The organism is Virgibacillus chiguensis (assembly GCF_900129865.1).
Lineage (GTDB): Bacteria > Bacillota > Bacilli > Bacillales > Amphibacillaceae > Virgibacillus > Virgibacillus chiguensis.
Map to the genome: position 1 here is coordinate 136,260 of NZ_FQXD01000004.1, position 14,685 is coordinate 150,944.

11 protein-coding genes and 1 riboswitch are annotated in these 14,685 nt (G+C 37.5%); of the genes, 2 read left to right on the forward strand and 9 right to left on the reverse strand.

What is annotated here, in order from left to right; all coding sequences use genetic code 11:
- Positions 1-444: 444 nt before the first annotated feature.
- From BUB45_RS06370 to BUB45_RS06405, 8 genes are all read right to left on the reverse strand, one after another.
- On the reverse strand, positions 445-1,164 hold the full coding sequence (locus tag BUB45_RS06370; protein ID WP_244527667.1) for a polysaccharide deacetylase family protein: 720 nt from the start codon (positions 1,162-1,164) through the stop codon (positions 445-447).
- A gap of 284 nt (positions 1,165-1,448) precedes the next feature.
- A complete protein-coding gene (locus BUB45_RS06375) occupies positions 1,449-2,210 on the reverse strand; it encodes a sulfite exporter TauE/SafE family protein (protein ID WP_170861723.1) in 762 nt (253 codons plus the stop codon).
- Positions 2,211-2,504: 294 nt separating this feature from the next.
- Positions 2,505-3,140, reverse strand: coding sequence for a response regulator transcription factor (locus BUB45_RS06380; RefSeq protein WP_073006471.1), 636 nt, complete (start codon positions 3,138-3,140; stop codon positions 2,505-2,507).
- Positions 3,137-4,165, reverse strand: a complete 1,029-nt coding sequence (locus tag BUB45_RS06385; RefSeq protein ID WP_244527668.1) for an ATP-binding protein — start codon at positions 4,163-4,165, stop codon at positions 3,137-3,139. Before BUB45_RS06385 ends, BUB45_RS06380 begins: the two co-directional genes overlap by 4 nt.
- Positions 4,166-4,438: 273 nt before the next feature.
- Positions 4,439-5,839 carry a rhodanese-like domain-containing protein gene (locus tag BUB45_RS06390; protein ID WP_073006482.1) on the reverse strand — a complete coding sequence of 467 codons (1,401 nt, stop codon included), beginning with the start codon at positions 5,837-5,839 and terminating at the stop codon, positions 4,439-4,441.
- A gap of 97 nt (positions 5,840-5,936) precedes the next feature.
- Complete coding sequence (locus BUB45_RS06395) at positions 5,937-6,491, reverse strand: hypothetical protein (RefSeq protein ID WP_073006484.1); 555 nt, start codon at positions 6,489-6,491, stop codon at positions 5,937-5,939.
- Positions 6,492-6,512: 21 nt separating this feature from the next.
- Positions 6,513-7,706, reverse strand: a complete 1,194-nt coding sequence (locus tag BUB45_RS06400) for an NAD(P)/FAD-dependent oxidoreductase (protein WP_073006486.1) — start codon at positions 7,704-7,706, stop codon at positions 6,513-6,515.
- A gap of 1,089 nt (positions 7,707-8,795) precedes the next feature.
- Positions 8,796-9,266 (reverse strand): ImmA/IrrE family metallo-endopeptidase, encoded by a 471-nt coding sequence (locus BUB45_RS06405; protein WP_073006488.1) that lies wholly within the window; start codon positions 9,264-9,266, stop codon positions 8,796-8,798.
- 791 nt (positions 9,267-10,057) lie between these two features.
- On the opposite strand from BUB45_RS06405, the gene BUB45_RS06410 reads away from it, so the two are divergent.
- Both BUB45_RS06410 and thiT read left to right on the forward strand, forming a co-directional pair.
- Complete coding sequence (locus BUB45_RS06410) at positions 10,058-11,698, forward strand: M4 family metallopeptidase (RefSeq protein WP_244527669.1); 1,641 nt, start codon at positions 10,058-10,060, stop codon at positions 11,696-11,698.
- 975 nt (positions 11,699-12,673) lie between these two features.
- Positions 12,674-12,776: riboswitch (TPP riboswitch) on the forward strand.
- A gap of 155 nt (positions 12,777-12,931) precedes the next feature.
- Positions 12,932-13,528 (forward strand): energy-coupled thiamine transporter ThiT, encoded by a 597-nt coding sequence (gene thiT, locus BUB45_RS06415; RefSeq protein WP_073006490.1) that lies wholly within the window; start codon positions 12,932-12,934, stop codon positions 13,526-13,528.
- Positions 13,529-13,778: 250 nt separating this feature from the next.
- On the opposite strand, the gene BUB45_RS06420 is transcribed toward thiT, so the two are convergent.
- Positions 13,779-14,501 (reverse strand): 3-ketoacyl-ACP reductase, encoded by a 723-nt coding sequence (locus BUB45_RS06420; RefSeq protein WP_073006492.1) that lies wholly within the window; start codon positions 14,499-14,501, stop codon positions 13,779-13,781.
- Positions 14,502-14,685 lie beyond the last annotated feature (184 nt).

Below are 14,685 nucleotides of genomic sequence, written 5' to 3' on the forward strand. Positions count from 1 at the left end.
AGTGGATACGTCAAAATCCTGAAGTTGAGCGAAAATAGCTAGACATGAGCGGAAAAGTCTGGAAGTTGAGCGAAAAGGAGCCGGACATGAGCGGAAAAGTCTAGAAGTTGAGCGAAAAGGAGCTAGACATGAGCGAAAAAGTCGCGAAGTTGAGCGAAAATAGCCAGACATGATCGAAAAAGTCTGGAAGTTGAGCGAAAAGGAGCCAGACATGATCGAAAAAGTCTAAAAGGTGATCGAAAAATAGCTAGCATGAGCGAAAAAGTCTGAAAGATGAGCGAAAATAGCCAGACATGATCGAAAAAGTCTAAAAGTTGAGCGAAAAGGAGCTAGGCATGAGCGAAAAAGTCTCGAAGTCGATCGAAAATAGCCAGACATGATCGAAAAAGTCTGGAAGTTGAGCGATATCTTGCCTAGCAGGAGCAGTTTCCAGGCGAATTTCAATTAGTTTGTACGTTCAATCATTTCAGATACTGTTATCGTTTTATATCCGTTTTCATCTAAAAACTCCAATATTTTTGGTAGTGCTTCTACAGTTTGACTTCGGTTTCCTCCTGAATCGTGTAAAAGAATAATATCGCCTGAAGAAATATTGGATGTGACATGATTTACAATTGCATCAACACCGGGGCGATCCCAATCCTTTGGGTCTTGATCCCAAGACCATAAGACAACGGTATATCCTTGTTCGCTTGCGATGGCAACAATTTCATCATTATACACCCCCTCCGGTGGGCGGAAATTAGTAGGTGTTGTACCAGTGATTTCATAAATAATGGTTGCTGTTTTAGCGAGCTCTTCTTTCAAGTTCTCTGCTCGATAATCATGGTTAAATGTATGATTTCCAATTTCATGATTTTCTAAATACTGTCTGTAAATAAGGTAGGGATATTTTTTGGCGTTGGAACCAGTGACAAAGAAAGTTGCTTTGGCATTGAATTTGTCTAAAATGTCAAGAATAAGTGGTGTGTATTTAGGGCTAGGTCCGTCATCAAATGTTAGAGCAACCACTTTTTCATCCGTATAACCTTCCCATATAACATCTCCTGACTTTTCATACTTTATTCTTTCTTCCGTATATGCATGTAGGTTTTCAGTAGTCGGAAAAAATGATAAAAGCAGATAAATTAGTAACATAGCATATTTAAACATAGAATTCCTCATTTTCTATAAAGGATAAATGTATCGTGCATTGCTTTTTACCGGAAGAATCCCACCTTAGAATTGAATTAGAAGGGATGCGTTGTAGTGCAGGAGGGAGATCGCAGTATTTAAATCCACTTTTTTGCACTCTAGGAAATTATGGATTATAGTATAAGAAAAACTACGGCCATCGCCATAACGACTTGGCGATAGCTAAATACGTTTTTCTAAAGAATGAACAAGGAACCCCCGACTGAAGTCATTTTATACTATGTACAAATATGCTTCTTTTATGCTCCAACTGCTCAAAAAATATCCCACCAAATTTTGACCGCTGTAGCAAAAATGAGTACTGCCAATAACCGTTGCAGTATCTTTGTATTTATACGCTTTCCAAATTCTGCGCCCAGTGGAGAAGCGATTAAACTGGCAATAATCATAATGACCGCGGGGATAAATAACACTTGATTGGTAGCTAGCTTCCCGACTGTAGAACCAATGGAAGAAATAAACGTAATGGCAAGTGAGCTGGCGATTGTCATTCTCGTTGGTATTTTTAAGACGGTAATCATAATCGGAACGAGAATAAAAGCGCCTGCTGCCCCAACAATGCCAGCTGCGATTCCGACGATAAAAGATAAACTAGCTGCAAGTGGCTTATGAAACGTTACCTCTTGTAAATCCGGATTATCATCATTACTTTTGGGTAGTAGCATCATAATAACGGCGATGGTAGCTAAAATAGCATATACGATGTTAATAGTAGATTCCGCTAAGATATTGGAACCATAACCCCCAATTAATCCTCCAAGTAAAATACTTATCCCCATGTATAGAATGAGTGATTTATTTAAATACCCACCTTTACGATATGCCCAAACGCCACCGATTGTAGCAAAAAACACTTGTACAGCACTAATACCTGATACTTCGTGTGCGCTAAAAGCTGCGAATCCGAGGAGGGGAGGGATGTACAGTAACATGGGATATTTAATGATCGAACCGCCAATTCCTACCATACCTGAAATAAATGAACCGATAAAACCAATGAAAAAAATGAGTAACATAAAATCAAAACTCAATTGCTTTCCCTCCGCTGTTTTGTTAGTTGATTATAAGAACTTGCCATGGCTACTATCTCTTATGAAAAGTGATTTCCCCATTGTGGCAAGTTTTTTATTCTGGGTATAAGGTGCTGTAAGACTCCCACTACAAGCATTGGAAGATGTGAGCTGAACAAGTCTAAGTGGGAGATAACAGCACCTACGTCCGCGATTTCGTTCACCTAACAATCAGTGTGGGAAGAGAGAAACTTCGGCCCCCCTCTGATTGAAGGTTTACTTTATACAAAAAATAAACAACTATATTGTGTGATAATGATTCGTTAGACCGTATTGGATTAATTCAGATTTACATTTTAACTCGAGTTTGTGCATAATATTTGCTTTGTGGTTTTCCACTGTTTTTGGACTAATAAATAAACGTTGCGACATTTGTTTATTTGTATAGCCAAGCACAGTAAGTCGAACAATTTCTTTTTCCCTAACAGATAAAATCGAATAATCTTTTTTGCTATGTTTAAATAATTTAGCGATTTGATCTTCAGGTAAGCCTACTTTATAGTATTTTTCACCACGATGAACGGCATGTATGGCTTCATGTAATTCGTTGCCTTTACTATTTTTTAAAATGTATCCCCCAATATCGAGTTGAATGGCCTTTTGTATGTATACTTCTTCATCATGCATCGTTAAAAGAACAATATGGACATGTTTGTGGTTTTGTAAGATAACTTCAGAAGCTGTAAATCCATCTATCCCATTAGGCATGGATACGTCCATTAACATAACATCAACTTCCAATTGATGCATGAGCTGTATCGCTTCGTCTCCATCTTCTGCTTCGCCAACAACTTGAATATCCGGATAAGCTTCGAGCAATAACTGAAGTCCTCGACGAATTAACCGATGATCATCTACAATGCATACACGAATCATAGAAGGTGATCCTCCTTTGGGACTGATGCACGAATAATGGTACCTTGTTGTAACTCAGAAGCAATTTGAAATGTACCTCGAAGTAAATTCACTCGTTCTTCCATATGTTTTAGGCCTAATCCCATGGAACGTTTGCTTGTATCAAACCCTTTTCCGTTATCTCGTATGGTTAATTCTAGTTTATGAGGCATGTCTATAAGTTCAATGACAACTTGTGTCGCGTTCGCATATTTAATCGTGTTGTGTAAGGCTTCTTGAATAACTCGGTATAAATTAATCTCCATTAAAGAAGGAAGTCGATTTTTTAAGGTGGTGGTGAAAGTAATCGTAATGTTTGGATTACTTTTTTCTAATGTATGCATAAGCCCTTGTATCGTTGCAACTAATCCCAAACGATCAATACTCTGGGGCCGTAGTTGATAAGAATAGGCTTTAATATCGTTCATCACGTGATTTAGTTCATCTTGCACTTCATCGACATAGCTTTGAATTCGCGTATCATTTACAAAGGATTCAATGGCTTGTAAAGCGACAGAAATACTGTAGAGTGCTTGACCAACCCCGTCATGAAGCTCTTGGGCAAGCCGCTTATGCTCATTTTCTTTTGCTTCAATTAATTTTTGGATCATTTTTTTTGAGAGTTGTGCTTCTTTTTCTTTTTGCATGAGAGATTGGTCGCGTAAGACAAGTAAATACTCTTTTTCATGTGTTGTAGCATCGTGGAACATTAATGCGGTGCTCATTTCCACATTAATTTTTTTACCATGATACGTCGGCATATCAGAAAGAAAATAAGGCACTTCATCATGCGCAATTAAATAACATTTATTTTCATTTCCTTGTAACAACCGCGTTTCACAAAAAGAACAATACGGTACACGATCATGTAATAACCAGCCTGTTAATTTCTTTGCAGAAGGATTCATAGCTAAAATTTTACGACTCTGATCCATAATTATGATCCCATCTTGAATGTTTTCGAAGATTTGATGTAAATATTTATTCTCATATTGAATGGAACACACGGCGATTACCCCCTTTACGTACAAAAAATAGTAGCACTTCTCCTTTCATTATAGGCGATGACTTTCCTCTTTTCTGCATCTATGCTTGTATGTTATTGTACAAGCCAATGATTTAGTAAGGGAGTCAATGATTAGATTGGTATATTCAAAGCGCGATAGGAGTATATGTTTGTATCAACCAAACGAAACCTTCCGTCATGAATAAGTATTTGGAAAAGGGGGCTACTCTTTTCCAGCATACCCCCGTTACCTTCGTGTTCCGTTCTCTTTCGCTTAGCTATCTTGCTCCGTCCAAGCAGTATATCCGCCTGTTATGTTTTGTATCTGTTTATACCCTTTAGCTTGTAATAAGCTCGCTCCAATTGCAGAACGACCACCTGACTGACATGTAAGGAGAATCGTGCCATTATTTGGAACTTCGTCAAGGCGATTCTTTAATGTCCCAAGCATGATGTGTTTTGCACCTTCGATATGCCCTTCATCCCACTCCGATTGATTGCGAACATCAATGAACGTGACAGCTTCTGTTTTTAGTAATTGTTTCGCTTCTTGTGGTGAGATATTTGCATACGATTCTAGATTTTTCGCTTGTTTGATAGCTTGCTCCGCATCCATAAATCCTCTAACTAAATCAATTCCAATGGAGCGAAGGGCAGTTAATATGTCATCCGTTTGATTTGGATCACATAACAAATATAAAGGTTCGTCATAATTGATGAGCCATCCAGCCCAATTTGTAAATGACGGGTTAAATGGAATGTTGATCGTACCTGGTATATGTTGCTGGCTAAATGCTCCTGCTTCACGTGTATCCAAAACCTGTGCTCCATCATTTAAGAGTGTTTCAATTTGGTTTCCATCAGTTATAACTTCTGGTTTTTCCAGATCGCGAAGGATTGCTGGTCCTACTTTATTAACATGCTTCATAATCGCAAAGTAGACAGGCGGCTCCGGTTGTCCTTCCAGTAATGCTTTTATAAAGTCCGTTTCATTCTCGTGCTGTAACGCCCAATTAAATCGTTTTTCATAGCCGACGGTAGAAGATGGAACTGCTCCGAGCGACTTTCCACATGCACTACCAGCTCCGTGTGCTGGCCAAACTTGTAAAAAATCCGGTAACTGCTTAAATCGTTCTAATGAATGGAACATGTCTCTTGCGCCAGGTTCACTCGTTCCTTGCACGCCAGCAGCTTTTTCTAGTAAGTCAGGGCGACCGACATCTCCGACAAACACAAAATCCCCTGTGAAAATGCCGATCGGTTCGTCGGCATTAGCGCCGCCATCCGTTAGTAAGAAGGAGATACTCTCTGGTGTATGCCCTGGTGTATGCATGACTTTAAACGTTAAATTACCAAGTGTAATTGTATCGCCATCTTTTAGTAGTTTATAAGAAAAGCTATCAAGGTTTTCATATTTCCAATTTGCATCCCCTTCATCGGAGACGTACAAGGTAGCACCGACGCGATCAGCAATTTCCCTAGCACCAGATACATAGTCAGCGTGAATATGTGTTTCTAGCGCACCTACAATTTTCAATCCTTCTTTTTCAGCAGTAGATAAATATGCTTCTATGTTACGAGCTGGATCAACAACAACCGCTTCTCCTTTTGCTTGGCATCCGACCAAATAGGATGCTTGGGCTAACTTATCATCATAAAAATATTGTAATAACATGATAGACAACTCCTTTTTATATCTCATATTTAAATAAGACTTGTTGAAAGCACGTTGATTTTTAATATTTACTGCTTAATTTAACGTCAGCACTAGATTATTTTTTCGCTTTTAAAACGTCTAAAGTAGCTTGCATATATTTTAAATATTTTTGTACATGAGGTTCTTTCATCCATTTGATAATGGTAAAAATAGAAATGTGTTGCTCGATCGATTTGTGTCTCGTTTGAACTGCTTCGAAGAAATCTTTTACTTCCTTCTGTTGCTGTACGAACGGAAGCTCTGCAATCGATGTTTTTATTTGTTCCATGGATTGTTCATCATGGACAACATGTTTGATAAACAAGGCAATCTTTTCTATTTGCTCGACCATTTCTAGTATAGTAGGAAGTTTGGCTAATAAAGCGATAAGCGCTTCCAATGATTCTTCATCGACTCTGGATAACTGCAATCGTTCCTCTAAAGCTTTCATCGTAGTTTGGTCTTTTGTGACATGCATCGAAAATTGTGTCATTTGCTCTAGCGATTGTAACGTGCGTTCGATTTCAGGTAACCGATGAATAATACCCGTTAAAGCTTGATGGATTTCCGGCTGTTTTAACTCATGAAGAAGGTCTTTATTATCATCTGAATGGATAGCTGTATGCGGCATTGTTTCATCCCCCTTCTCCGTTTACATAATTCCTTTTAACATGCCATCCCAATACATAATTGGCAAGAAATCTTTTTTGAATAAATACATACTTTTTCTCTCTACTGCTTGGTTAAATGGCATCGATTCTTGTGGATTTTTATTATAATCAAATTCGGCTAAAATTAAGCTATTATACCCTGTTACAAGTGGGCAAGAGCTGTACCCGTCATAAGTTGCTGCAAGCGGTTTTTCCTTTATCGAAGAAATAATATTTTGCACCACAACAGGTGCCTGTTTACGAATCGCGGCTCCGGTTTTCGATGTCGGTAAATTACTACAATCACCAATGCCGAAAATATTCGCATATTGAGTATGTTGTAACGTATACGGGTGCACATTCACCCAGCCTCCATCGTCTGCAATTGGGCTATCCTTAATAAAAGATGGTGCTTGCATTGGTGGCGTAACATGTAACATGGAGAAGGATACGGTTTGTTGCTCGCCAGTTTCTAATGATTCGAAAACGGCTACTTTTTCTTCGCCACGTACTTCAATTAAATGATGACGAAAGTGTGGTTGAATCTGCTTTCGGTCAATGACTTTTTCTAAGGCATTACGGTATTTTTGAACATCAAAAATGGCAGGGTTCGCCGAATAAAATAGTACATTTGCTTGATCCCGAACACCGGTTTTTTGAAAAGATTCTTCTGCAAGATACATAATTTTTTGTGGTGCTCCACCGCACTTCACTGGTGAGTTTGGATGCGTAAATATGGCATTTCCGCTTGTGAAGTTACGAATAACTTCCCATGTATAAGTTGCGTGTTCATAAGCGTAATTACTGCAAACGCCATTTTTCCCTAACGTTTCTGGTAAACCTTTTATTGCTCGCCAGTTAATGTCAATCCCTGCTGCAACAACAAGGTAGTCATATTGAATATGGTTGCCTTCTTTGGTGTAAACGTTGTTATTTGTTGGATCAAAGGAAACCACTTCTTCCTGAATCCAGTCTGCCCCTTCTGGTATAACACTTTCCATGGATCGTTTTGTCGTCTCGATATTAGAAACACCTGCCCCGACAAGTGTCCATAAAGGTTGATAATAGTGCTCTTCTGCTGGTTCAATAATTGCTATTTTATGCTTGAAATGTTTGGAGTAATGTAACAGCTGAGCTGCAACTGTTATGCCAGCAGTACCGCCACCTACGATGAGAACTTGATAATGTTTGGACATATGTCTCCCCCTCGCTTTACAAAGTTATTTTTCATATCTATATTTATTGTACGATTGAATAGCTTCTCATACTATAGGGGGTTTCCCTTATTTTTTACTTTGAGGAAGTATAAAATTTTCATAGGGGGTATGTGTAGCCAGAAGCATAGAGGTTATAACTATGTTGAGAAAAACGTGACACATAATTTAGGGAGTTTGTTTAAGATCTGGATAGGTTACATGTAAGCGGAGATGTCACCTAGAATCCCCAACTTAAAGATATAGAAAAGGGTTGGAAAGAACAGTCGCTCATCATTTCTGTCCATGGAAATATCCATAGAAGACATAATCGTGTGAATCACGATATATCGAGCACGAGTCATGGTTTTTTCTATTCGACAAGCGATTTGTAAAAGTTTCGAGTTGTATATCGATGGCTGTATTTCTGCTCGTCGGTGGGCGGGCAGAGAAAACCGATTTTTTAGAGCGCAATATATAGGTGGTTTTATTTGGAAGGAAGGGAATATTGACAAGATATGCAGGTGTTTTACAACTCTAAAATGATTAAAAGGGGAGAAGAGCCTGTAATATATGAAGGAAAGATGGTGCTTAAATACGTTTTGTTTATGCCCCATCTTTTTTGCATTTTCATGAAAGTTTTACACGATAAAAAGGATAGAACTTTAACAGACAACGAAGGATCGTGTCATGGAAGCTTAGCGGTAAGCTTGGATTTACCAAAATCGTATTTGTTATGTTCGCTTTACTTCTACTTTCAATGAGAACCCTTTCTTTACAATAAAAACAACCCCTAATGCAATAAAAGTTAAGCCTATTTTTTTCAACGTTATTCCTCCTCTTATCGGTTTACTGCATCTAATTGGAAAAGCATTTATGTCAAAAAACCATCTACACAACCTGGAGAATAAAGGAGGCTTGTAAATTTTCATGGTATGCGCTTTCCTCATAGACGCATCGATTTTTTTGAAATGTAGTACAACTTTTTAAAATTTTACTTCGACTTGCGAAACGTCTTTAAATTATGAATTTTAAATAAATACATCTTGTTTAAATTAATTCATTGTAGAATGATAACTTCTAGAACAACTATTAGAGAATGTTTAAGTTTTGATTTACTTGATTTCTATATTCATGTAACCGTTTTTGTGAAAATTCAGTTGTTACTTTAAATTGGTTAGCAACATTTGCAATTGCATCTTCATGATATAGAGGGAAATTTACCTTTTGTAACATGAAGGTTGGTATTGCTAAATGTAGAGCAATATAGTTTGCTTTATGTTCCTGCAAACTTTTAAATAATTTTGGCATAAATAATTGTATCCCTACATGTGGAAGGACGTGTGATAATTCATAAAAAAATAGTTCTTTCTGTTTTTCACTCGACAAATAAGGGTTTAAATATATGGTTCCTCTTTGTTGTAGGCAAGGTTTTTTTTGGTAACTTATATAAATGTTTAATTTTACCGCAAGTTCTTCAATAGGATATTCTGGTTCTGTAATTCCTAGTTTCATATAAAGATTTTTAATACCTTCTTCTAATGGTGTAGTTCTATAACTCATCGTAGACCCCCGACATAGTCAAAATCTCTAATTTTACCCTTTTTGTAGTTAGCAAGCGCCTCATTTTGTTAAATAGTGAACGAGATAATTGGTGCGTAAGGACACACAAAGGGAAAATCATATTTCTACATAGTTCAACTAGTATAAGATTTGTATCGCCTACCTTTTCATTGTTAGTCATAGTAATTAGAATATCGGAACTGTTAAGAGATTTATAAAGTCTTACGTAGTAAATGTAAGATAATACCTTATATGTCATGTGTTGTAATCCAAATTATAGCATAAAAAAATGAAAAAGGAAGTAGGTGGAACAATTGAAAAATGAAAAAAGTCAAACATGTTTCAATATAAGTAACTAAAATGACCATTTATATACCTTAAGTTGTTTATGATAACACAAATTGATGCATAGTAGACTAACTTATCAAACATTTTTAATTCAGAGTGTGTGCAAATAATAGGTATTTGTAATTATAAAATATAAAATAAGTCACGCTATTTATAGATTAATACTTTTATAATAGAACATTTTTATATGAAAGGAGAGCATGAAACGATGTAGTATAAAGAATATGAAAAACTCCCCAAAAAACCTATATAAGTGACATTTTTTATGTAATTTAATTTTTAATCAATGTCTATGTTTTGCCTTTTTTAAGTAATTTTGTAGGTATTAATACCTAAACATTCAACCGAGAATGAGCCAATTGATTCATTGTCATATAATACAATCTACGATACTATTATTCCACAAGAAATACCAATAGTTTCCAAAAAAGGAGTGATTGCAAATGCAAAAGAAATGGCTTCATCGAATGGGTTTGATCACCTTAGCTACTACATTAATTGTAAGTAATGCTCAGGTAACCTATGCTACTGATTCAGGGGATGAATGGGAAATTAATTCAGATGTTGAGACGAAATGGGAGCAAGAAAATGAGCAAAAAGGGCCTTCGTTTATTAACGGAGAGTTATCCGAACGAAAAGTGACGAAAGAGGCAGATGTAAGGAAGTTTTTGCTAGAAAATAAAGAACTCTTTAAAATTAACTCGGAAACAAAACTAGATTTTATAGAATCTAATGTAGATGATATAGGGATGACTCATTACATTTATAAACCGAAAATTCAAAATATACCAATAGATAATTCTAAAATTGCCGTACATGTGAATAAAGACAAAAAAATTACAGCAATTAACGGGGAGTTTCATCCTAATGCTCCTGAAAAATTAACAGAAAAACAAAAACTAAGTAAACAACAAGCAATTAATAATGCATGGAAACACATTGATATAAAGCGTAGTGAAGCAGATAAAAAAATGGCATCATTAACTGGAGAAACGTTTAATACGCTGGAAGAAACTGCTGATTTAGTTGTCTATCATGATGATGATAAACAGTACACGTTAGCATACCGCGTAGAGCTTCAATTTGCCAAACCGGAACCAGCGTACTGGAATATTTGGGTGAATGCAGAGAGTGGAGAGGTTTTAAAAGCGATCAATCAGGCGCAAGAAATTTCTTCTACTGGAAGTGGAATAGGTGTCCTTGGACATCAGCGACAGTTAAATACGTTTTATCATCAAGGGGACTATTATCTCTATGATACGACAAAACGAATGAATGGCGTCATTGAAACGTTCACGAATCAAGGAAGAGGCGATAGAAATCTTCCAGGTGTTTATGTGAAAGATGAAGATAATCGTTTCACGAATCAAGAACAACAGGCGGCTGTTGATGCTCATTATCATGCTGGACAAGTATTTGATTATTACTATAATACATTTGGTCGGGTTAGTTATGATGACAACGGTTCGACAATTCGGTCGATAGTTGATTATGGAAACAACTATAATAATGCAGCATGGCTTGGTGATAAGATCATTTACGGTAATGGAGATGGAAGAAGTTTTGCTCCGTTATCTGGTGCAAATGATATTGTAGCTCATGAGCTTACACATGGAGTGATTGACGAAACAGCTGATCTTGTCTACGCCAACCAATCTGGTGCGTTAAATGAATCGTTTGCTGATGTTTTTGCCTATTTTGTGGATGGTGATTGGTTAATTGGTGAAGATGTATATACACCTGGTATTGAAGGGGATGCACTACGCAGTTTAGCTAACCCAACAAGGTATAATCAGCCAGATCATATGAACGATTATCAACATTTACCAAACACCCGAGACGGTGATTGGGGTGGAGTTCATATTAATAGTGGAATTCCGAATAAAGCGGCTTATTTCACTGTTCATGGTATAGGTGTAAGTAAGGCGGAACAAGTTTATTATCGTGCATTAACGACCTATTTAACGCCGAATAGTAGTTTCCAAGATGCAAGGCAAGCACTCGTTCAATCTGCTCAAGATTTGTATGGGGAAAGCGCTGCTCAGGAAGTTGCTCGTGCGTGGGACCGCGTTGGTGTAAACTAATAAAAAGGTAAAGAATGAATTTGAGGTACAAATGAGTGAGAAAACAGCAGGTCGAATGTTGTCAAGGCGTGATGGCTCAAAAAGCATAAGCTGTTGCTTTTTGAGCCTGCTGTTTTGCTTGTGAACAGTTTTGGGTTCATCTGTCTGATTTGGCGACACATTTGCTTGGTACGATGAAACACGAAGTAGTGATCGTTACAAAGATAGATAGATTGATAAATAGGTATTTATCTTCACTAGTGTATGGAAGCGGCAGGTAGTTTAAGAGGTTTTACATGGAGTAGCGGTCCATGATAGCATGTTTGGCTCATCAATTGTGCTCGCCAAGCTCCATGTCAAACTACCTACGATTCTTTCTTTTGGCTATACTACCAACATGACATAACGAGGATCCTCGTTTTATCTTTCTATATCTTTCAAACGAACTTTATTTAAAGTACATGAAAATGAGTCATCACTTGCTCTCTAGATGTAGACATGTTAGATATACTTCTTTGACTTTGACAGGTCACTGATCCGTATATGAGACATGTCTTTTTAACGTCGAAAAACTATCTCCAACATGAGGAATATGTGCAGGTGGCTAGGGTATGCGAACGCTGGTGAAAGAAACACGCTCGATATGAGTGCCGGAATTAGAAATACAATGGATATGTGCGTGTTAGAAACAACGTACGCTTGATATTGGAGTTCTGAAACTAAAGATAAGTCCTAGGGTGCTGGAATCAGAAAAAAGGCGCCTAGACGATAGGAATGCAAGCACTGATGAAATACGCATATCGATACAAACGTTTTAATATGCGTCCCCAATTGAGAAATTTGCACAACCTCTAGAATAATTTAAGAAGTTAGCTTTATTTTTCTGACTATTTATGTGAACACGGCTTGTTGCTGAAAAAATTTTTGGTTTATAAAGAATCTAAAAACTGTTCAAAGAACAATTTATCGCTTATAATAGATGAAAATCATATACATAGAAACCACAAGGGGAGCTATTTGGCTGAGATGAAACGAAATGTTTGAGACCCTTTGAACCTGTTTAGTTAGCACTTGCGTAGGGATGTGGACAACAATGTTTAGGTTTATGCATAAAATGCTAGTTCGATTTAGGTGCAGGAAGATCCTGTATGTAAAGCGGGCATTTGTAAGCATTTACCTTCTACACAATAAATGAACAACTACGTCGAACAATGATGCTTCCCTTGGGGTTTCCGTGAAAGGGGAGCTTTTTTAATGAAAAATATTCGCTTATTAGTAATGGTTGAGGCGGCTTTTTTTGCAGCATTCGCAATGATTTTGGATTTTCTTCCTTCCATTAAATTATCACCAGCTATATCCATTTCTTTTGCTATGGTACCCATATTTATTCTTGCATTTCGGAGGGGGATGCTAGCAGGGATATTAGCGGGTTTCTTATGGGGGTTGTTACAGGTGATGCTCGGTGATGCAACAATTCTCACACCGACCCAATTTTTAATTGAATATTTTATTGCTTTTGCTAGCGTTGGTTTTGCAGGATTACTCTCGCCATTCATTCAAAAAAGTTTTGCAAATGGACGTAAAAAAGTGGCCTTGACATGGGGGGTAGCAGCAGTGTTTGTGGGCAGCATGGCAAGGTATTTTTGGCATTTTCTTGCAGGTGTCATTTTCTGGGGGGATTACGCTCCTAAGGGAACTTCGCCACTCGTTTATTCTTTTATCGCCAATGGCACGACTTTTGTAGGTGCATTTGTTTTTTGCGCTATTGTTTTAGCGGTAATTTTAGCTAGCGCTCCTCGATTAGTGCAAGCGGAAACAGTTACATTGAAAAATCTAAAAAAAGCTTCTTAAATCTAGTTGAATTCTTTTTCAGACTACAAAAGAAAAGACGAGAGCAGCAGTTTTATTTCAACTCATGCTTTAAGAAGGGGAAGATCTAAGCTGGTGCCTAAACCCCTGGTTAGTTATGCCAATTAACTGGAGTTAAAAGATGTTACCGTTACAATAATTAGAATTATAAGTCTCTGAATAGGAAACGAAAAGCAAATTATAAAAACTGTTGCAAATCGTTTTTGTTAAACGTCTGCAACAGTTTTGGTTTTTAGAACGGATTCGTAGCCCATTGTAACGACTGTTTAATAAACATTCTCGGATGCAATTTTAATTGGGCTACCATGTATTCAGCTAAATCTTCGGGTTGCATGTATTTATCGTCATTTTTCTCCGCTAACTTTTCGCCGAAAGCAAGCTCTGTAGCAACAAGGCTTGGATTTAATGTGAAAACGCGAATGTTATTTCTGCGCACTTCTTGCATTAAAGCTTCGGACATACCTTGAATGGCAAATTTGGAAGCGCTGTAAGAAGTCGAACCTGCTGTCCCTTTTAATCCGTTACTGGAAGAGATCATAATAATATCGCCTTGATTCTTCTTCAGCATATGTGGTAAGACGGCGCGAGTAACGTGATACGTACCGAAAACATTCACTTCTATAGTTTGTTTCCACGTTTCTGGATCCATTTCTAGAAAATCGCCATATGCTCCAATACCTGCATTATTTATTAAAATATCTGCAGACCCAAGCGACGTTTCTAGCTTCGCAACAGCTTCCTCTACTTCTTCCAACTTTGCTATATTAGCAACAGCATAACTGGTATTAACGCCATATGTTTCTACTTCTCTTGCAACAGCTTCCAATTTGGTTTCCGTACGCGCAATGAAGCCTACATGAACACCTTCCTTAGCAAGAGCAAGTGCAGTTGCTCTTCCAATACCGCTACCAGCACCTGTAATATACGCCGTCTTTCCTTTAATTTGTTGCCCCATCATAAGCCACCCCTCTCCATTGATTATTACTTGTATTGTAAGTATATCTATTTGAAAGAATAGATTCAAACTACAGATTCCTATCATTAGAAAATCACTCCCACACGTCGGAAATCGCTTAAGCACGTCGAAAAAGCGCTCGCCATGATCCTGAAATTGCTCAAGAACGAGTAAAAGTCGCTCG

Bases quoted from the DNA above. Each gene is read 5' to 3' on its own strand.
- BUB45_RS06370 (WP_244527667.1), bottom strand. From the start codon at position 1,164: ATGAGGAATTCTATGTTTAAATATGCTATGTTACTAATTTATCTGCTT.
- BUB45_RS06375 (WP_170861723.1), bottom strand. From the start codon at position 2,210: ATGTTACTCATTTTTTTCATTGGTTTTATCGGTTCATTTATTTCAGGT.
- BUB45_RS06380 (WP_073006471.1), bottom strand. From the start codon at position 3,140: ATGATTCGTGTATGCATTGTAGATGATCATCGGTTAATTCGTCGAGGA.
- BUB45_RS06390 (WP_073006482.1), bottom strand. From the start codon at position 5,839: ATGTTATTACAATATTTTTATGATGATAAGTTAGCCCAAGCATCCTAT.
- BUB45_RS06395 (WP_073006484.1), bottom strand. From the start codon at position 6,491: ATGCCGCATACAGCTATCCATTCAGATGATAATAAAGACCTTCTTCAT.
- BUB45_RS06400 (WP_073006486.1), bottom strand. From the start codon at position 7,706: ATGTCCAAACATTATCAAGTTCTCATCGTAGGTGGCGGTACTGCTGGC.
- BUB45_RS06405 (WP_073006488.1), bottom strand. From the start codon at position 9,266: ATGAGTTATAGAACTACACCATTAGAAGAAGGTATTAAAAATCTTTAT.
- BUB45_RS06410 (WP_244527669.1), top strand. From the start codon at position 10,058: ATGCAAAAGAAATGGCTTCATCGAATGGGTTTGATCACCTTAGCTACT.
- thiT (WP_073006490.1), top strand. From the start codon at position 12,932: ATGAAAAATATTCGCTTATTAGTAATGGTTGAGGCGGCTTTTTTTGCA.
- BUB45_RS06420 (WP_073006492.1), bottom strand. From the start codon at position 14,501: ATGGGGCAACAAATTAAAGGAAAGACGGCGTATATTACAGGTGCTGGT.